Below are 17,243 nucleotides of genomic sequence, written 5' to 3' on the forward strand. Positions count from 1 at the left end.
ATCATCGGCTCCTCCCAGGCGGGAAAGTGGCCGCCCCTTTCGGCGTCGTGAAAGTAGATCAAGCTGGGGAAGGCGCGGCGCGCCCACGTCTCCGGGGCTCGATAGAGATCGTCGTCCGGGAACGTCGTGATCGCGACCGGGACCGTGATCTCATCGGTCTTTTGCGCGGCAGCACTGATGAGGTTCTGATCGCGATTCTCCCAGTAGAGCCTCGCCCCGGATGATACGGAGTTGGTCAACCAGTGCAGCGAGAAGTTGTCCAGCACCTCGTCCGGTGTCGGCCGCTGCTCCGGGTCCTTGCCGTAGGTCCACTTGCCGAACCCGCCGTGCACGAGCATCCACCCCGCCAGGCCGGCGGGGGAGTCCGTCAAGCCGTAGCCGACCGCTTGCGGTCGCGCGCTCATCATCGTCAGGTAACCCCAGCCGCCATTCTTGATGAACCCTTGCATGGCATCGAATTCCGCGCGCTCCTTCACGGTCAGTCCCGCAGGCGCGGGCCCGCCTGTCGCGATCGCGTCGGCAGCGTCAAGCGGGAACACCGCCGGGAGATTGGTGTGGATGGCGAGCAGTCCTGTCGGCGCTTGGCGCGCCATCGCCTCGACGACGCCCGCTCCCCAGTCGCCGCCCTGGGCGACGTAGCGCGTGTACCCCAGCCGCTTCATCAGCACGTCCCAAGCACGGCCGATGCGCTCGACGCCCCATCCGACCTCGTTGGGTCGAGACGAAAAGCCGTAGCCCGGCAGGGAAGGAACCACGACATCGAAGGCGTCTTCGGCCCGGCCGCCGTACGCGGCTGGGTCGGTGAGCGGACCAATGATCTTGATCTGCTCGAAGATCGAGCCGGGCCAACCATGCGTCACGATCAGCGGCATCGCGTTCGGGTGGCGCGAGCGGACGTGGATAAAGTGGATATCCACCCCATCGATAGTCGTCATGAACTGCGGGTGCGCGTTGAGCTTGGCCTCGCCCTTGCGCCAATCGTATTCGCTTCCCCAATAGCGGACGAGTTCTTGGAGTTTTGCGAGCTGTGCGCCTTGCGACTGGTCGGCGACCGTCTCCTTGTCGGGCCAGCGGGTCGCTGCGAGGCGCCGCTTCAGGTCGGCAAGGTCGGCGTCCGGCACGTGGACGCGAAACGGGCGGATTGTGTCGCCGACGGCGGTGGCCGCGCGCAGCGTCCCTGGAAGCAGGCTGACGGCGCCGACGGCAGCAGATGCAAGTATAACATCGCGCCGTGTCGGCGATGGCGATGGCGATGTTGACGACGAGGTGTTGGACAAGGCAAGTCTCCTATGGTCAATGCTGCCGGAGCGTTGAGTAGGTCGGCACTCCGTCAGCCAGCTTCGATTACCGGCCATACGCTGCAAATCGCGAGCAGACATGGGCCTGCCAAATCGTGTCTAATGGATCGCTGCTCGGCGCGCTTTCAGAGGACCTTCATTTCCCCTTAAGGAAGCCTTCATGTTGGCGTATCCGATGTGCTAATCTCCCACTGACCTAGCGGCCGTGGAGTCGCCGGTGCTGTTCCTATTTGATGATTTCTCTCTCGACACCGACCGCCGTGAACTTCGTGGCGCAGGAGGCCTGATCTCCCTCGAGCCTCAGGTCTTCGATCTTCTGACCTACTTGATTTGCAACCGCGATCGGGTCGTCAGCAAGGACGACATCCTGGCTGCGATCTGGCACGGACGGATTGTTTCGGAGTCCGCATTGACTACACGTATCAATGCGGCCCGTAATGCAATTGGCGATAGCGGCGAAGCACAGCGCCTCATCAAGACGCTGCCGCGCAAGGGCCTGCGATTTGTGGGCGCGGTGAGCGAACGAAAGGAGCCTGTGGCAGCTCCGCTACCTTTGCCGTCCGGGCAGCTTACACCTCCCGTGCTGCCGGTTCAGCCTTCGATAGCGGTTCTGCCATTTGCCAATCTGAGCGGTGATCCCGAGCAGGAATACTTAGCTGATGGCATCGTGGAGGAGATCATCACGGCTTTGTCACGCATGCGCTGGCTGTTCGTCATCGCCCGCAATTCAAGCTTCACATACAAGGGTCGAGCCACCGACATAAGGCAAATCGGGCATGAGCTGGGAGTGCGCTACGTGCTTGAAGGCAGCGTGCGGAAGGCCGCCGACCAATTGCGCATCACAGCGCAGCTTATCGAGGCGGCTACCGGCGCTCATTTGTGGGCTGAGCGCTATGATCGCAAGCTCGCCGACACTTTCCTGGTGCAGGATGAGATCACTGGAAGCGTTGTGGGCGCGATCGAGCCCGAGTTGCGGAAGGTCGAGCGGCAGCGAGCGATCCGCAAGAAACCCGAAACTATGGACGTATGGGATCAATACGCGCGGGGCATGTGGCACTTCTACCAGTCAACTGCCGAAGACAATGCCGCAGCCGAGGCTCTCATGCGAAGGGCGATCGATCTGGACCCGACATACGCGCAGGGGCATGTTGGCTTGTCGGCGGTTCTTATCCAAAGGATCCTTTCGGATTGGAGCGAAAACATCGAAGCCGACCGGCAAACAGGGTACGAAGCGGCGCGCCGCGCCGTCGAGCTCGACGACAAGGATCCCACGGCACACTTCTTGCAGGCATCGCACAGCCTGCTGAAACTGGATCACGGGTATTCCTTAGCGTCGGCGCAGAGAGCAGTCGACCTAGCACCGAATTTCGCAATGTGCCATTTCGTCCTGGGCTGGGCGCGCCTCTTTCTCGGCAAGTTCGAGCAGGCGATTGAATCGTTCCAGCTAGCGATGCGCCTGAGCCCGTACGATCCGTTGACATACGTTTTCTGCATCCATCTGGCGCTGGCGCACTACCACCAAGGGCACTACGCGAAGGCTGCGGAGATCGCGCGCACCGGCATCGGACTTCGGCCCACGCGCATGGCGTACCGGGTAATCGCCGCCTGTTGTGGCCAGCTCGGCCAAGTGAGCGAAGGGCAGGCCGCGCTCGCTCAAATGCGCCGCCGAATGCCGAAGGATGCCGAAAAACGATGGGACGTGTCATATCCTTACGCCGATCCTGCCCACCGCGCGGCTTTCATCGATGGACTGCGCAAGGCAGGTTGGGACGGATAGTGGCGGTGGGACGTGGCAACGGTCGCAATCGACGTCGAAGCGCTGTTTGCGTGGGCAAGTCGTGAGATAAGCGAGCACGCAAAGTCCTTGAGCATCGACGGGACAATCATCGCTGCCAGCTTGTTGGGGTAGGTCACGCGAGGCGGGTCCGGGCCTCCCGGCCTTGGTCCGGCGGGCTCATCAGCGATCCGCTCCGAGAGAAGCGCCGCTTGGTTCCTCGATTCCTCGGCGGTTTCTCTCGAATCTGGCGCGGCGATCCTGATGGCGCGGTCGGAAAACTTTACCTGGGCAATGCGCCTCGGCCTGGTAACGTCCTGCATGCACGCCGGAATAGGCTGTGGGGTATCTGCTCCGCAGAGCGTCGGGCCAAGACGACTGATGTCGGTTCCGCACACGCTCTATGGATTATGAGCCCCTGGGCGACACGAAGACGCAGATCGTTTGACCCGCATCGACGCCGGCCCGTTGCGCGCATCAATGGTATTCGCCGTCGGGCGAGCCCTTCACACGCTTGTCCCGGTAGCCGACCACCTCACCCGTGGACTGGATGACGTACCCCTCGGGCTTCTCGCCGATGAATTCCCGCAAATTATACTCGTCGCTCATTTCGGCTCACCCGATCTTTACCAGCACATTTGTAGTTTCCGGCGATATCGGCATACTGCAGGTGCTTGATGAAGAACCGGCTCATGAACGGAATTTCAAGATTGCCTTGGCCGATCTTGCGGAGCACCTCGAACGTCCCGAGCGCCAATCGCGGCGATCCCTGACCGGAATTCCATCGGCACTTCTGTATGAATCAGAACAATCCGTCTGTCGTCGATCCGGTGATAGGCGGCAGCGATCACGCCATCGGCAATCGGCAACTCGAAACGATGCAGTTGAGTGTTTTCCGTGAGCTTTGCGTTCATTTGAGATTCCTCAACTGTGTGTCGCGTTGAACTTCAGGTGGGTGGTTGCACAAGTCATTGTCGCCCTGGTGAGAATGACCGGCCTTGCGAGGAGACGGGTTGACTATCGCTTGGCGTCGATCGAGGATCCGGCCATTGCCCAGATGATAGTTATGCGATTGTCCTTCCGAGAATTGCCTGGATGACCCGCCGAGGCTCGACACAAGCATACTTCTTGAGTTGATACCGGTGGTTCTTGTTGATGAAGTCAGCCGCCTTGACTTGCCCCGTCATGAGGCACTCGATAAACTGCATCTGCTCTCCTATCATCGGTTGGCATTGCTGCCCCGACGAGAGACATACCCACAGTACAAGAATGCTCGTCATCGAACTCTCCTCTCAGCTTGCAGATAATCCTGCCAATCTTTGCATCGCGGGCAATCGCAGTTCCGCTGTTGTGCCCGACCCGAGGGTGCTCTCAATATCGACGCTTCCGCCTGTTTCCTCCGCGAAGCGCTTCACCATCGGCAAGCCGATGCCGCCAAGGCCTTTGTCCTTCGTGGTGAAAAGGGATCGAAAGCGCGAAGCACGGTCTCCCGCGTCATTCCAGTACCGCTATCGATGAAGCATCCACGACGCACCGCTCATTTCCGTTCGCCTCTCAACATTGGCCGGGCGCTTCTTGCTTCAACCATGATCGCTCGGCGTTCGAACGCCGGGCCTGGGCCCCGCATGTAGTGAAGTTCCGGCCGGTAGGTCGGTGCGATGAACTCACGGACTGCAGATGCCAGCCGTTTTCCAAGCGCTCGCAGTTTCATGGCACAACTCCTTTCTCCATCCGAAAGTGATGGGGTGGAGGATGAACCACGCTGAGCTGAAAGACTTTCAGACGACCTCAATTTTGCCTTGGGGTCTTGTCCAGAATTGTCCAGAATACCTGCGATCGGGGTAGTATTGTGGGCCGAGAGGCCACCACGCCGGTCGCGTAGCGGACTGGCCAACCCGATGCGAAACCGGGCGGACCAGTCTATGTCTCGATTTCCGCGCTCCTAACAGGGATGACAATGGCTTTTCGCCCCCGCCAGGGTCCGGCTAGCGGAACTACCGCACCCGCCTCCCAACTTGGAGTTATGACGCGGAACCGTGAGTTGGGAGGTTGATGCGAAGGGGAGCGGGCGGAAGCCAGGTCGCCTTCGGGGCCGAAAGCCGACAGACCGCTACCAGAACACATTTGGCTGAAGCAGTCATTCCGTGTAGATGTCAACTCGGAGAATAAACTATGCTCCCTGCTCTTGGCCCACAGCCCGGCGCGGCTGTCACGGCCGGATTTTCGCGCGAATTTCTGCGCCAGGGTGTTTTCCCGCTTCGCAGTCGAACTCATACGGGAACCCATACATGTCTATAATGCGGGCCTGAATGGTAGCGGCGCGCAAGTCTTCCCATAGGGACCGGTCATGGATACTTTCAGCACCATGCGCGCCTTTCGGCGCATCGTTGAGCTTGGCGGACTGGCCAGGGCCGCCGAAGATCTCGGATTGTCGTCGGCAGGCCTCAGCAAGCAGTTGCGCGCCTTGGAAGCCCACCTCGACACGGTGCTGTTGCAACGCACGACCCGCAGTATGAGCCTGACGGAATCCGGGCGCGCCTATTATGCGGATTGCTGTCGCATTCTCGATGAACTGGACGTGCTTGAACAGTCGATGAGACAGCAATCCCAGCGCGTCACGGGAAGGCTGAGGCTTAATGCGCCGCTCTCATTCACCCTCAGCATTCTCTCGCCGCTTCTTGCCGAATTTCTCCGGGACTATCCGGACTTGCAGCTTGATCTGGTGATGGAAGACCGACTGATAGACGCCGTCGCGCATGGCTTTGACTTGTCGATCCGGCTGCGTTCCAGTCTGGACGATTCCACGTTGATCGCCAGACGGCTTGCCACCGTCAAACAGGTTCTATGTGCGGCCCCTTCATATCTTGAACAAAATGGCGAGCCCGCAACACTGGACGATCTACGACGTCACAAGATCCTCATCTATAGTCTGGCACAAATTCAGGATATCGTCCCCATGCAAGAGAATGCGGCAGCCGGCAGTGAGCGAAGCCGGATCAACAACAGCCTGCTGCTGCGCGACATGCTCGTCGCGGGCCTGGGAATTGGCGCACTGCCTTCCTTCCTCGCAGATCCGGCGATTGCGCGCGGCGAACTTCGGCGTATCCTTCCCGCCTTCATGGATGAGCCGCGCCATGTCTATGCAGTCTATCCAACCAGCCGCCATCTTCAACCCAAGGTAAAGGCCTTCGTGGAATTTCTGGGCCGTCGCCTACCTTCCGTCATGAACGACTACAGCTAGCGTCCCAAAGCACGCAGGCTGGCAACCAAATGCCTACCGGTATTCTTGACCGGCAGCGAAAACTGTCCGTACCACGACGAGCTTACTCCCCCGCCACGCTGTCCGTAAGTTGATGTCATCGAACAGTTTGACATCACAAAGGACAGGATGATGACGCTACAAACCCCTACCGGCCACACAGCCCCGTTGATCGTCGATTTCTTTCACGATGTCGTTTGCGGCTGGTGCTATGTCATGTCACCACGTTTGCGGCAGGTCGCAGCCGAGCTAGATATCGAGGTCCGCCATCGCAGCTTCATCCTGCAGGATTCCCGTGAAAGGATAGTGCAGGCTTTCGGCACGATGGAGAAAGCTAAGACCGAGATTCTTGGCCATTGGGAAGCCTGCGCAAAACAGGATGACGAGCAGCGCATCGATATCGAAGGCATGCGCGCCGAAAGCTTCGAATATCCTAGTGGTCTTGCTGGCGCGCTCGCCTGCCAGGCAGCCCATATCATAGGCGGCGATGCTGCCCACTGGGACTATTTCGATGCCGTCCAGAATGCCCATCTCAGCCAGCATCGCAATATCGGCAACCGTTCCGTGCTGCTCGACATCGCCGTCGATCTGGGTTTCGCGCGCGACGTCTTTGCGTCTCGCATGAACAGTGAAGCCGCCGGCAACCGGGTGCAGGCCGACCGCGACGAGGCCCGCAAGCTCGGCATTCGCTCCATTCCCACCCTGATCGTCGGTCCAGATGTCGACCGATTGCAAACCATGCCTGCACCGGCGCTCAGGGCCCGGCTGCAAGCTGTCATGCTGAATGCATGACAGCTTCTCGGAAACTCTCGGCCCCAACCTCCGAAAGGAAAGAAAACATGAAACGCTCCCGTACATTTCGCGTAATCGGCCTGCTATTGCTCGTCAGCGCCAGCCTTTCGACCGAAGCACAAATAGCCCATGCCGAGGGTAACGCAAAAGCGCCCGTTGCCACCAGTGGTCAGGAAGTTGGCATCAGCCCGTGGGGTCCGGACGATGAAATCGGCCGCCTCAACCTGATCACGCCAGAATCGCGCGCCGCCGTCCTGTCGCGGATCAAGGGCGGCAAAGCATACGATCTGGCGACGGACTACTATATAGGCATGCCGAGCTGGCAGGCTGCGGGCGATCCACATTACCAGTTCTGGATGACCCATACGCCGCGCGGCACGGAGGTGGATGACCCGATGGGCGTAGGCAAGGAAATGAATGCCACCCGTAGCTACACGGGATCGGCGTTTTCCATGTACAGCCATACCGGCACCCACATCGACGCGCTCAACCATTTCGGTATTCATGGCAAGATCTGGAACGGTTTCAAGGCCGACGAGCATCTCGGCGATCGCGGCTGGAAGCGCACCGGCATTGAAAAGTTCCCGCCACTCATCGCCCGGGGCGTCATGATCGATATTGCCGCGGCCAAGCGCGTGGATATGCTGTCGGACGGTTATCGGATCACCCGTCAGGATATCGAAGACGCACTGGCACGCCAGAACTCCACCCTGCAGGAAGGCGACATCGTCCTGATCCGAACCGGCCGTATGAAACTTTTCAACGACCCGCAAGCCTATATGGCGAACCCTCCCGGCATGGGACTGGATGCGGCACGCTACCTCGTCGAGGAAGGTGGCGCGATGGTGGTCGGCGCGGACAATCTGAGCTTCGAAGCCTTTCCTTCGGAAGTGCCGGACGACTATGTGCCGCTCCACACCTATCTGCTGGCGCAGCAGGGCGTTCCGATCATCGAGTTGCTCGCACTTGATGAGCTGTCACGGAACAAAGTCTATGAGTTCGCCTTCATTGGCGGCCCGCTGAAAATCCGTGGCGGCGATGCTGCGCCTCTGCGTCCGGTTGCTCTGCCACTCCAGTAGCTGAAAGCCGGCTTTGCAATATCGAAGCGGCGGCTTACGGCCGCATGAGCACCGAGCGAGTGAGGATGGGCCCCGCTTTCGGTCACGGAGGAAAAGCGGATTGTGAGCACGCCCCGATGCGAATGGCGGCGATGCTGCCTGCAGCGGTTCGAAGAGATCGACCTCTACGCGTTAAGGTCGAAAGTCACGCATTTTGCGCAAGAGTGCCCGCCACGTGGCGGTTATTCACGCGCATCGTGGGTGAACACAATGATGGCAAGCGGCGCAATCAGGCGCCGGACCAACCAAAACTCGAGGTTCAAAATGAGTGATACACGCAAACTCGTCGCCGTTGATGGCGCATCGCAGAATATCGGCTCAGGCCCGGCGGATGCCTTGCCGAGCAAGGGCAATCGCGTCGCCAAGCCGCGCTCACGACAATCGCTTCGGCGGATGCTCGCTGCAGCTTCGGCCGGGGCAATCGGACTTTTGGTCGCAACGGCGGCATCCGTGGAGGGGGCCGCCACCAAGGCGCCGGCCGCGACCGTCCAACCCGCGCAGGATACGTCGATCCGCCCGTTCAGCTTCCAAGCGTCCAAGGAGGCACTGGCTGACCTTAAGCAGCGGGTCAAGGCGACGCGATGGCCGAGCCAGGAATTGGTTGCAGACGACACGCAGGGCGTTCGGCTTGAGATGATGCAGAAACTCGCCGACTACTGGGCGAACCAGTACGACTGGCACAGGGCCGAAGCGAACCTCAACAAATATCCCCAGTTCGTCACCAACATAGACGGCGTGGACATCCACTTCATCCATGTGAAGTCGAAGCACAAGAACGCGTTGCCCGTGATCATCACGCACGGCTGGCCCGGCTCGATCATCGAGCAGTTGAAGATCATCGACCGACTGACCGACCCGACCGCGCATGGCGGCACCGAAGCCGATGCGTTCGACGTCGTCATCCCGTCACTCCCCGGTTACGGCTTCTCGGGCAAGCCCACCGAGCTCGGCTGGGATCCGCAGCGCGTCGCGCGTGCCTGGGTCGTTTTGATGGAACGTCTGGGCTACAAGAAATACGTCGCGCAGGGCGGCGACTGGGGTGACGCGGTAAACGAGCAGATGGCATTGCAGAAGCCCGCAGGGCTGCTCGGCATCCACACCAACATGCCCGGCACGCTTCCCGATAACATTTCAGCGGCGCTGGCCGGCGGTCCGCAGCCGACGGGCCTGACGGGCGATGAGCAATATGCGTGGAAGCAACTCGATTTCTTCTACAAGCATCGTGTCGGCTACGCGTTGGAAATGGGAGCCCGGCCACAAACACTCTACGGCCTGGACGATTCGCCTATCGCCCTTGCCGCGTGGATGATTGATCATGATCCGGAGAGCCAGAAGCTGATCGGCCGCGTCTTTGACGGAGCTTCTGAAGGGCTGACGCGCGATGACATCCTCGACAACATCACGCTCTACTGGCTGACTAACACGGGGCTGTCTTCGGGTCGCCTCTTCTGGGAGAGCAAGCTGCCTTTCTTTGCGCCCAAGGGCGTGACCATTCCGGTCGCGGTCAGCGCCTTCCCGGACGAGATCTACACCGCTCCGGAAAGCTGGTCGCGCCAGGCCTTCCCCAACCTGATCTTCTACAAGCGCCATGCGAAGGGCGGCCACTTCGCGGCTTGGGAACAGCCGCAGGCGCTGGTCGAGGACATGCGCGAGGGATTCCGGTCGCTGCGCTGAGGTCGAGATGGTGGTGGGCAGCGGTACGCTGCCCGCGGTTTTGTTGAGAAAGCAGGCCGCCTGCGTCCTTCGCCGGGGCGTAGGCGGCTTTCGCAACACAACGATAGGGTTGCCAGCCAAAAATTCAGGCAAAACTGCCCGACTAGCGCGCAATCCGATCGTCGCCCCGTGGTGGTCGAGGAGACTGCCGACGCGCCGCGCTATATCCAGCCAGAGAGCTTGTGCAAGCTGTCGGTCGATAGCTGATCAGTGCGGGCAGAAGGGCCACCGTCACGGTCAGGCCGGAATTTACGAGCGGCATGTGCTTGTCGTCATCAATCGCCCGGGTGTTTTCCCGCTTCGCAGTCGAGCTCATCGCACATCCGCCGTCCACGCCGTTCAATGCCTCGGCGGCCCGCACCACCGGGTTCTTCGAGGTGTCCAAGTGGCTCCGCCATGCATTGTTTCAGGCGGACCCCAAGGAAATGAAAGCTATATAGACAGTCAGTGGGCTGGCGCACGCTGAGCAACGCCTTTGGGCTCGCCAATCTAGCGGCCCCTCGGACGATCGAGAAGCCTAGGAGGGTCGGAAGAGAAGTCGATCCACGGATTGTCGTTCAATGTATTTGCTGACCGGACAGTTGGATCGCTATATCGCATCACGAATGTCTCTGGTCCGTGCGCATGGGCTATCACGAGACCGTGCTCGGCGTCGAAATATCCGCCATGAGGAACGATGCCGGGATAGCTGATCCGCCACCCGTGCTCACCCTCTCGGACTTCGCTGAACCGCACTTTGGCGACCGCGCCATCTTCCAGCACGAAGAACCAAGTGTAGGGGCCGCCGGAGACGATGGTCATCACCTCGTCGATGCCGCGCCCAGAATCGGCGCGGTTCACATGCAGCCGTCCGAATTTCCGCATCAGAAAGGCGACCGTCTCGTCGTCGAGCGCCTTCATGTCGTAAACTTTTGGATATGGCGGGACACCTTCCTCGGAAATCGAGAGTGCTCCGCCGCCTTCCACCGCGGGTGCGCGGCCCGCTTGTCCGGCAATTTCAAGTAACGACGGCCGATCCAGGGCGAACATCAACAGAAGCTGATTATGCTCCGACTGATTCAATGCTCGATGTCTCGAGTTTGCGATCAATGGCCGCGCCCCCTGCGGAATCGGAATCTCGAATATCCGCACTCCAACACGAAGAAGCTGCTCGTTGACAGCATCTAGCCCGGATATGTCGGCTCGACCATCACTGAAAGACAGACGAACGAACCGATCGTTGGGCTCTTCGGCGGAAGCCGACGTTGCGCCCATCGCAAGGATGGTAAGTGAGCTGATTAACATGACTACGTGCTTAAAACTGAACATCTGACACCTTTTAGCAGACATCCACCCGATGGCCGGCTTGTTGAGGCCGAGACTGGCGTGACTGGACGTCATTGACAAGTCCGGACCTTGGGCACGGAGCCCGCAAACACCGGACGATCTACGGCACCACAAGGTCCTCATCTATAGGTGGCACAAATTCAGGATATCGTCCCCATGCAAGAGAATGCGGCAGCCGGCAGTGCGCGAAGCCGGATCAACAACAGCCTGCTGCTCCACGACATGCTCGTCGCGGGCCTGGGAATTGGCGCACTGCCTTCCTTCCTCGCAGATCCGGCGATTGCGCGCGGCGAACTTCGGCGGGTCCTTCCCGCCTTCATGGATGAGCCGCGCCATGTCTATGCGGTCTATCCAACCACCCGCCACCTTCAACCCAAGGTAAAGGCCTTCGTGGAATTTCTGGGCCGTCGCCTAACTTCCGTCGTGAATGACTACAGCTAGCCTCACAAAGGCCGCACTATCTCTTTGCCCCCACATGTGAATGTGGCGGGCAGGCTGGCACCCAAATCCTGTGATCCTGCTGCTGCCTACCGGTATTCTTGACCGTCAGCGAAAACTGTCCGTACCACGACAAGCTTACTCCCCCGCCCCGCTGTCCGTAAAATGATGTCCATCGAACAGATCGACATCACAAAGGACAGGACGATGACGCGATCGGAACTTGCCAATGTCACACGGTTGACGAGCCTCGCTGCGTTGACGGCCTCGATCGCGCACGAAGCGGTTCGCAGCGCTACGCTCGGCGCTTCGATGCTGATGATGGCTGCATCCGCCATGGGCTTCTCGACCGGCCCCGATGGTCGACTTCAACGCCTATGCGATGGTTGCCGAATTTGGGCTCGCGCTGGACGAATTTCCCGTGATGCTTGTCGCTCTGGGGCACGGTCTGCCGCAAAACTGGCCGCAGAAACCGCGGCGGCCGGTCGAAACAGTCCTCGAACTCGTGTGAGGCCGTCATGACCAGCCGTATTGCCTATGTCCTGGCGACCGCAGTCGCACCCGCAATATGGGGAACCACGTATATCGTCACCACTGAGTTCCTGCCACCGGATCGGCCCTTGACCGTCTCCATACTGAGAGCGCTACCGGCGGGGCTGCTGCTGCTCGCGGCCGTGCGTTCGCTGCCAAGCGGCAAATGGTGGGGTCGCGTTTTTCTCCTGGGAGCCCTCAATTTTTCAATCTTCTGGTATCTGCTGTTCGTTGCCGCCTATCGACTGCCTGGTGGCGTCGCGGCCACGGTAGGGGCCATGCAGCCGCTTTTCGTGCTTTTCCTGGCGCGCTTCATGATCGGAACGCCGATACGCCCAGTTTCCGTCTTTGCTGCGCTTGCCGGAGTTCTCGGCGTCGCCATACTAATACTGCAGCCAGATGCGAGGTTCGATCCGGTGGGACTTATAGCCGGTCTCGGCAGTGCCGTATCTCTTGCGGCTGGCTTAGTGCTGAGCAAACGCTGGCAAGCGCCGGTCTCGGCGCTCACTTTCTCGGCCTGGCAACTAACCGCGGGCGGATTGCTGCTTTTGCCGTTCGCTCTTGCGGTGGAGCCCGCCCTGCCCATTCCGAGCGCGAAGAACTTGGCCGGCTTCATCTGGCTTGCCGTGCCCGGCGCGGCTTTGACCTACATCCTTTGGTTTCGCGGCATTGCGCGGCTCGGACCTGCGGCTGTCGCGCCGCTCGGCCTGCTGAGCCCGGTCGTCGCGGTGGTGATCGGCTGGATGGTGCTCGGCCAGAGCCTCGGAGCGTTCCAACTAGCTGGTATGGCGATAGTGCTGCTCAGCGTTTGGGCGGGGCAGAAGGTCCCGCAGGCCGCTCAGGTACCTCGACCGATCAGAATGCGTGACCGCTTCTCCCGAAAACTTTCGGCCTCCAACCTCGAAAGGAAGAAAACATGAAACTCTCCCGTACAATTCGCGTAATTGGCCTGCTCTTGCTCGGCAGCGCGAGTCTTTTGACCGAAGCACAAATAGCCCATGCCGCCGACGTGAAGTCCGTTTCAAGGCTCGCATTCGGCCCCGACAACATTCTCTTTGTTGCCGACTGGAAAGGCGCCCAGCTGCATGCGCTGGCGTTGCCAGCGCCCGTGCCCAGAAGCGGCGAAGGCACCTTCAACATCCTGGACCTGGAGGCATTGCTCTCCAAGTCGCTAGGCGCTGGCAAGGTCAAGGTCGAAGACATGGCGGCGCGCCCTGGCTCGGGCGAGGTGTACCTGGCGGTGAGCATCGGAGCGAACAAGACGCCGGCGGTTGTTGCCGTGACTTCCGACAAAAAGGTGCGCGAGCTCAACCTTGCGAGCATCAAGTCTACGACGGTTGCGCTGAAGAACCCGAACAACTCCAAGTACGAGTTCTGGAACGAAACACCGGAACGCAGCTTCACCGTCACGGACATGAAGTGGAACAACGGCGAGTTGTTCGTTGCGGGCCTGTCAAATCAGGATTTCGCGTCGACTCTGCGTCGCATCCCGTACCCGTTCACCAGCCAACAGACGATGACGTCGGTGGAGATCTACCACACCACGCACAACCAGATTGAAACGCGCGCTCCCATTCGCGCAATGTCATTCGCAACGCTTGGCGGAAAGCCTTACGTCGTCGCCGCGTATCTCTGCACGCCGCTCGTGACCATCCCGCTCGAGGACTTGAAGGACAGTGCGCACATCAAGGGCAAGGCCATCGCGGAACTGGGCTACGGCAACACCCCCGCGGACATGATTTCGTACAGCGCCAAGGACCCGAGCGGCAAGCCGCAAGACATGCTGATGCTTTTGAATTACCAACGCTCGGGCAACATCATCCCGGTCTCCGAGGTCGAGGCTGCCAACGAGAAGCCAGGCATCGACAAGCCCGTGCCTGCCGGCCAAATCGTCGGCGTGCAGGAGACGCCGGCACCGCTGGTGGGCGCCACCCGCATCGACAACCTCGACGACCAGTTCTTTATCGTTGTGCGCCGAGAGCTGGAGAAGGATGCCCTACAGTTGGTGTCGTTTGACAAGGCCATGCTGTTCCGGCTAACCGATTACGTCTCCGAGTACGACTTCCCCCAGTACCGCTACAACAACGACGAGTTCCAACTCAAATACTTCAAGCCTGCCCATGACATCCTGATGAAGCAGGAAGGGTTCCCCGAACTCATCGGTACGCACGAGTGAGGCCGCTGTGACGAAGGCGTTGCGCGCTCTGTGCGCCCTGGCCCTATGGACAGCGGCCGCCGCTCAGGCGGTCGCTGCTCAGTTGGTGCCTGTTGCCGTCCAACCGTCAGGGCCTGAGGTGCCAGCGAACCTGTTGCGCATCTCCTTGGTGTTCGCGCAGCCTGTCGGCGAGCAGGTCCTGCCACGGCTAGAACTGCGCCAGGCCAACGGCAATGTCATCGACAAGCCGTTTTTGGAGCAGGAACTCTGGTCTCCCAGTGGCAAGATCTTGACGGTGCTTCTGCATCCTGGGCGCGTGAAGAGCGGGCTCATCGCGCATGACACCGTCGGACCTGTGCTCCACGCCGACGGGCTGGTGGTGCTGACGTTGGACGGTCAGGAAATCAAGCGCTGGAAGGTGGGTTCGGACGACCACGATGGCCCGCGCCCGTCCGGCTGGAACGTCGGAAGCGTCCGCGCAGGCACACGCGAGCCGCTGGTAGTGGAGCTGGACGCGCCTATCGACGGTCGGGATGTCGACTACCTCGCGGTTGCGAACTCGAGTAATCGCCGAATCCAGGGGCGCGCTCGGCTCGACGTTGGCGAAAAGAGATGGTTCTTTGCGCCCGACGCTCCCTGGACTGAATTGAGGTACACGCTGGCCGTCTTTGGCAACCTCGAGGATGCTTCCGGCAACCGGTTGAACGGACACTTCGAGTCGCCCGGGACTGCGCCTGAGCCGACAGCTGCCGACGTCTACATCCCTCTAGCGATTGACCGAACGCTGGTGACGCCGTAAGCGCCGCTTACGCAGTACGGCGTCCCCATCGAGAAGCTGTCCCGCAAGCTCAAGAGTACCCGCTTCGAGCCGTACGGCCGCACGAACAATCCCCAGGTCCCCTTCGAGACCAGCTTCGTCGACTACATCTTCCGCCGGCTGGAGCTAAAACACGGCAATACCGTTGATTTCGATCATCTGCTGGGGATGAAAAGGCCCTTGACCTCGACCAGAGTGCTTGTTGCTGTATGTTCTTCAAAGAACTGGCTACAGACATCTTCCGTAATGGGCAGGCAGGCACCCAAATCCTGTGATCTTGCTGCCTGCCGGTATTCTTGACCGGCGGCGAAAACTGTCCGCACCACGACGAGCTTATTCCCCCGCCACGTTGTCCGTAAGTTGATGTCCATCGAACAGATCGACATTAACAAAGGACTCGATGATGACGCGCGCGGAACTTGCCAATGTCACACGGTTGACGAGCCTCGCTGCGTTGACTGCCTCTATCGCTCACGAGGTCAACCAGCCGCTGGCCGGTATCATCACCAACGCCAGCACCTGTCTCAGGATGCTGGCCGCCGACCCGCCCAATGTTGAGGGCGCCCGTGAGACCGCGCGCCGCGCCATCCGCGACGGCAATCGCGCGGCCGATGTGATCACGCGGCTGCGTGCTCTTTTTAGCAAGCGGGCAGCCGCGATCGAACCCATCGATCTTAACGAGGCCACTGCCGAGGTAGTTGCCGTGTTGTCAGGCGACCTTCAGCGAAATCGCGCGATTCTGCGTACCAAACTTGCCGACGGGCTGCCGAGGGTCGGCGGCAACCGCGTCCAGCTCCAACAGGTGATCATGAATCTGTTGCGCAATGCTGTGGATGCGATGACCGACGTGGACGATCGCGCGCGGTCAATACTGCTCAAGACTGAGCCGGACCAGGACGGCCATGTGCGCCTCTCGGTGCAGGATGCCGGCGTCGGCTTTGGCCCTGCGGGTCCTGACCGGATCTTCGATGCGTTTTACACCACCAAGAGCGACGGCATGGGAATCGGACTCTATGTCAGCCGCTCGATCATCGAGGAGTTTAACGGGCGCCTCTGGGCTCAGGGAAACGATGGCCCAGGCGTCACGCTCTGCTTTTCGATCCCGAAATACGTTCCGGATCCCGCGACACCAGATCGTATCGGCCCGAGACGGGCGCCCGTCAACGGGGTGCAGGCCTACCCGTGACGAAGCCCGCAGCTGGGCATCCGCTTCATTCCCACCCTGATTGTCGGTCTGGATCTCGACCGATTGCAAACCATAGCTGCAGCGACGTTCAAACCCTTCCGGCATGGGACTGGATGCAGCACGCTACCTTGTCGAGGAAGGTGGCGCGATGGCGGTTGGCACGGACAATCTGAGCTTTGAAGCCTTTCCCTCGGAAGTGCCGGATGACTATGTGCCGCTGCACACCTGCTGGCGCAGCAGGACAATCATGGAGTTGATCGCACTTGATGGGCTGTCACGGGACAAGGTCTATGAGTTCGCCTTCATTGGCGGCCCGTTGAAAATTCGCGGCGGCGATGCAGCGCCTCTGCGCCCGGTTGTTCTGCCGCTCAAGTAAGTGAAAATGGACTGCTCCTCACAGCCGGCCCTATGGAGGTGAGAAGCTGTAGGCATGAGGGCTCGACCATCTGGAGACGTTGATGTCTAGACGATCGACCGATTGGGTCGCCTTCGTTCCGAAGATGGTGTCCCTCTCCAGAGAATGAGCGCACATCTCCGAAAAGGGCGCACCGCGATACCCGAATTGGTCGCCAATAAATGTCAGCTTTCAGGCAGTAGCGATGGTCGCCTCAACGGCCGACATGAGGCGCACAGCAGTCGTTCATCAGGTGTGCCGAAGGCCCGGCCTGATCCCTTGCCCTTGGCGCGATAGTCGTTCCAGCGGAAGGTGACGCCCTTGTCGTCGCGGGCAATCAGCCGGCTGTTGGAGATGGCGACGCGATGGGTGTAGCGGGCCAGATAAGCCAGCACCGCCTCGGGCCTGGCCAAGGGGCGCTTGGCGTAGACGACCCTTGCGA

General features: G+C 60.3%; 18 protein-coding genes and 1 pseudogene. 13 read left to right on the forward strand and 6 right to left on the reverse strand.

The window, feature by feature from the left end:
- A partial coding sequence (locus NMG80_RS32965) for an epoxide hydrolase family protein (protein WP_436798739.1) occupies positions 1-1,277 on the reverse strand: 1,277 nt, incomplete at its 3' end.
- 238 nt (positions 1,278-1,515) lie between these two features.
- Here NMG80_RS32965 and NMG80_RS32970 point away from each other — a divergent pair.
- On the forward strand, positions 1,516-3,075 hold the full coding sequence (locus NMG80_RS32970; protein ID WP_254022011.1) for a winged helix-turn-helix domain-containing tetratricopeptide repeat protein: 1,560 nt from the start codon (positions 1,516-1,518) through the stop codon (positions 3,073-3,075).
- 474 nt (positions 3,076-3,549) lie between these two features.
- Here the strand turns inward: NMG80_RS32970 and NMG80_RS37120 are convergent, their stop codons facing one another.
- The gene (locus NMG80_RS37120; RefSeq protein WP_301943412.1) at positions 3,550-3,681 is read right to left on the reverse strand and encodes a hypothetical protein; all 132 of its coding nucleotides are present in this window, start codon (positions 3,679-3,681) and stop codon (positions 3,550-3,552) included.
- Positions 3,682-4,341: 660 nt separating this feature from the next.
- On the opposite strand from NMG80_RS37120, the gene NMG80_RS38085 reads away from it, so the two are divergent.
- From NMG80_RS38085 to NMG80_RS32995, 5 genes are all read left to right on the forward strand, one after another.
- Positions 4,342-4,590, forward strand: coding sequence for a hypothetical protein (locus NMG80_RS38085; protein WP_254022012.1), 249 nt, complete (start codon positions 4,342-4,344; stop codon positions 4,588-4,590).
- 829 nt (positions 4,591-5,419) lie between these two features.
- Positions 5,420-6,313, forward strand: a complete 894-nt coding sequence (locus NMG80_RS32980; protein ID WP_254022013.1) for a LysR family transcriptional regulator — start codon at positions 5,420-5,422, stop codon at positions 6,311-6,313.
- 150 nt (positions 6,314-6,463) lie between these two features.
- Positions 6,464-7,123: a DsbA family oxidoreductase gene (locus NMG80_RS32985; protein WP_254022014.1), complete on the forward strand. Its 660-nt coding sequence runs from the start codon at positions 6,464-6,466 to the stop codon at positions 7,121-7,123.
- A gap of 47 nt (positions 7,124-7,170) precedes the next feature.
- The gene (locus NMG80_RS32990; protein WP_254022015.1) at positions 7,171-8,202 is read left to right on the forward strand and encodes a cyclase family protein; all 1,032 of its coding nucleotides are present in this window, start codon (positions 7,171-7,173) and stop codon (positions 8,200-8,202) included.
- A gap of 303 nt (positions 8,203-8,505) precedes the next feature.
- Positions 8,506-9,915, forward strand: a complete 1,410-nt coding sequence (locus tag NMG80_RS32995) for an epoxide hydrolase family protein (RefSeq protein WP_254022016.1) — start codon at positions 8,506-8,508, stop codon at positions 9,913-9,915.
- Between the two features lie 142 nt (positions 9,916-10,057).
- Here NMG80_RS32995 and NMG80_RS33000 read toward each other — a convergent pair whose 3' ends face one another.
- Positions 10,058-10,339 carry a hypothetical protein gene (locus NMG80_RS33000; RefSeq protein WP_254022017.1) on the reverse strand — a complete coding sequence of 94 codons (282 nt, stop codon included), beginning with the start codon at positions 10,337-10,339 and terminating at the stop codon, positions 10,058-10,060.
- Positions 10,340-10,443: 104 nt separating this feature from the next.
- Positions 10,444-11,262, reverse strand: a complete 819-nt coding sequence (locus NMG80_RS33005; protein WP_436798740.1) for a hypothetical protein — start codon at positions 11,260-11,262, stop codon at positions 10,444-10,446.
- 174 nt (positions 11,263-11,436) lie between these two features.
- Here NMG80_RS33005 and NMG80_RS33010 point away from each other — a divergent pair, with 174 nt between their 5' ends.
- Positions 11,437-11,721: a LysR substrate-binding domain-containing protein gene (locus NMG80_RS33010; RefSeq protein ID WP_254022019.1), complete on the forward strand. Its 285-nt coding sequence runs from the start codon at positions 11,437-11,439 to the stop codon at positions 11,719-11,721.
- Positions 11,722-11,807: 86 nt separating this feature from the next.
- Here NMG80_RS33010 and NMG80_RS33015 read toward each other — a convergent pair whose 3' ends face one another.
- A complete protein-coding gene (locus tag NMG80_RS33015; protein ID WP_254022020.1) occupies positions 11,808-12,056 on the reverse strand; it encodes a hypothetical protein in 249 nt (82 codons plus the stop codon).
- A 20-nt stretch (positions 12,057-12,076) separates the two neighbouring features.
- On the opposite strand from NMG80_RS33015, the gene NMG80_RS33020 reads away from it, so the two are divergent.
- The 6 genes from NMG80_RS33020 to NMG80_RS33045 all read left to right on the forward strand — a co-directional run bounded on the left by NMG80_RS33020 (position 12,077) and on the right by NMG80_RS33045 (position 16,783).
- Positions 12,077-12,229 (forward strand): nitroreductase family protein, encoded by a 153-nt coding sequence (locus NMG80_RS33020; RefSeq protein ID WP_254022021.1) that lies wholly within the window; start codon positions 12,077-12,079, stop codon positions 12,227-12,229.
- 7 nt (positions 12,230-12,236) lie between these two features.
- On the forward strand, positions 12,237-13,169 hold the full coding sequence (locus NMG80_RS33025; RefSeq protein ID WP_254022022.1) for an EamA family transporter: 933 nt from the start codon (positions 12,237-12,239) through the stop codon (positions 13,167-13,169).
- Positions 13,166-14,425, forward strand: a complete 1,260-nt coding sequence (locus NMG80_RS33030) for a hypothetical protein (RefSeq protein WP_254022023.1) — start codon at positions 13,166-13,168, stop codon at positions 14,423-14,425. The genes NMG80_RS33025 and NMG80_RS33030 overlap by 4 nt, the downstream gene beginning before the upstream one ends.
- Positions 14,426-14,432: 7 nt before the next feature.
- Positions 14,433-15,203 (forward strand): hypothetical protein, encoded by a 771-nt coding sequence (locus NMG80_RS33035; RefSeq protein ID WP_254022024.1) that lies wholly within the window; start codon positions 14,433-14,435, stop codon positions 15,201-15,203.
- 418 nt (positions 15,204-15,621) lie between these two features.
- Positions 15,622-16,407 (forward strand): sensor histidine kinase, encoded by a 786-nt coding sequence (locus tag NMG80_RS33040; protein ID WP_436798741.1) that lies wholly within the window; start codon positions 15,622-15,624, stop codon positions 16,405-16,407.
- Between the two features lie 148 nt (positions 16,408-16,555).
- A complete protein-coding gene (locus NMG80_RS33045) occupies positions 16,556-16,783 on the forward strand; it encodes a cyclase family protein (protein ID WP_254022026.1) in 228 nt (75 codons plus the stop codon).
- A gap of 284 nt (positions 16,784-17,067) precedes the next feature.
- Here NMG80_RS33045 and NMG80_RS33050 read toward each other — a convergent pair.
- Positions 17,068-17,243 (reverse strand): annotated as a pseudogene (locus tag NMG80_RS33050) (transposase); the annotation flags it as partial.

This window comes from Mesorhizobium escarrei (assembly GCF_935825525.1).
Taxonomy (GTDB): Bacteria; Pseudomonadota; Alphaproteobacteria; order Rhizobiales; family Rhizobiaceae; genus Mesorhizobium; species Mesorhizobium escarrei.

Excerpts from the sequence above, each read along its gene's own strand:
- NMG80_RS37120 (WP_301943412.1), bottom strand. The coding sequence starts at position 3,681 with ATGAGCGACGAGTATAATTTGCGGGAATTCATCGGCGAGAAGCCCGAG.
- NMG80_RS38085 (WP_254022012.1), top strand. The coding sequence starts at position 4,342 with ATGCTCGTCATCGAACTCTCCTCTCAGCTTGCAGATAATCCTGCCAAT.
- NMG80_RS32980 (WP_254022013.1), top strand. The coding sequence starts at position 5,420 with ATGGATACTTTCAGCACCATGCGCGCCTTTCGGCGCATCGTTGAGCTT.
- NMG80_RS32985 (WP_254022014.1), top strand. The coding sequence starts at position 6,464 with ATGACGCTACAAACCCCTACCGGCCACACAGCCCCGTTGATCGTCGAT.
- NMG80_RS32990 (WP_254022015.1), top strand. The coding sequence starts at position 7,171 with ATGAAACGCTCCCGTACATTTCGCGTAATCGGCCTGCTATTGCTCGTC.
- NMG80_RS32995 (WP_254022016.1), top strand. The coding sequence starts at position 8,506 with ATGAGTGATACACGCAAACTCGTCGCCGTTGATGGCGCATCGCAGAAT.
- NMG80_RS33005 (WP_436798740.1), bottom strand. The coding sequence starts at position 11,262 with ATGTTCAGTTTTAAGCACGTAGTCATGTTAATCAGCTCACTTACCATC.
- NMG80_RS33010 (WP_254022019.1), top strand. The coding sequence starts at position 11,437 with ATGCAAGAGAATGCGGCAGCCGGCAGTGCGCGAAGCCGGATCAACAAC.
- NMG80_RS33015 (WP_254022020.1), bottom strand. The coding sequence starts at position 12,056 with ATGGCGGATGCAGCCATCATCAGCATCGAAGCGCCGAGCGTAGCGCTG.
- NMG80_RS33020 (WP_254022021.1), top strand. The coding sequence starts at position 12,077 with ATGGTCGACTTCAACGCCTATGCGATGGTTGCCGAATTTGGGCTCGCG.
- NMG80_RS33025 (WP_254022022.1), top strand. The coding sequence starts at position 12,237 with ATGACCAGCCGTATTGCCTATGTCCTGGCGACCGCAGTCGCACCCGCA.
- NMG80_RS33030 (WP_254022023.1), top strand. The coding sequence starts at position 13,166 with ATGAAACTCTCCCGTACAATTCGCGTAATTGGCCTGCTCTTGCTCGGC.
- NMG80_RS33040 (WP_436798741.1), top strand. The coding sequence starts at position 15,622 with ATGATGACGCGCGCGGAACTTGCCAATGTCACACGGTTGACGAGCCTC.
- NMG80_RS33045 (WP_254022026.1), top strand. The coding sequence starts at position 16,556 with ATGGCGGTTGGCACGGACAATCTGAGCTTTGAAGCCTTTCCCTCGGAA.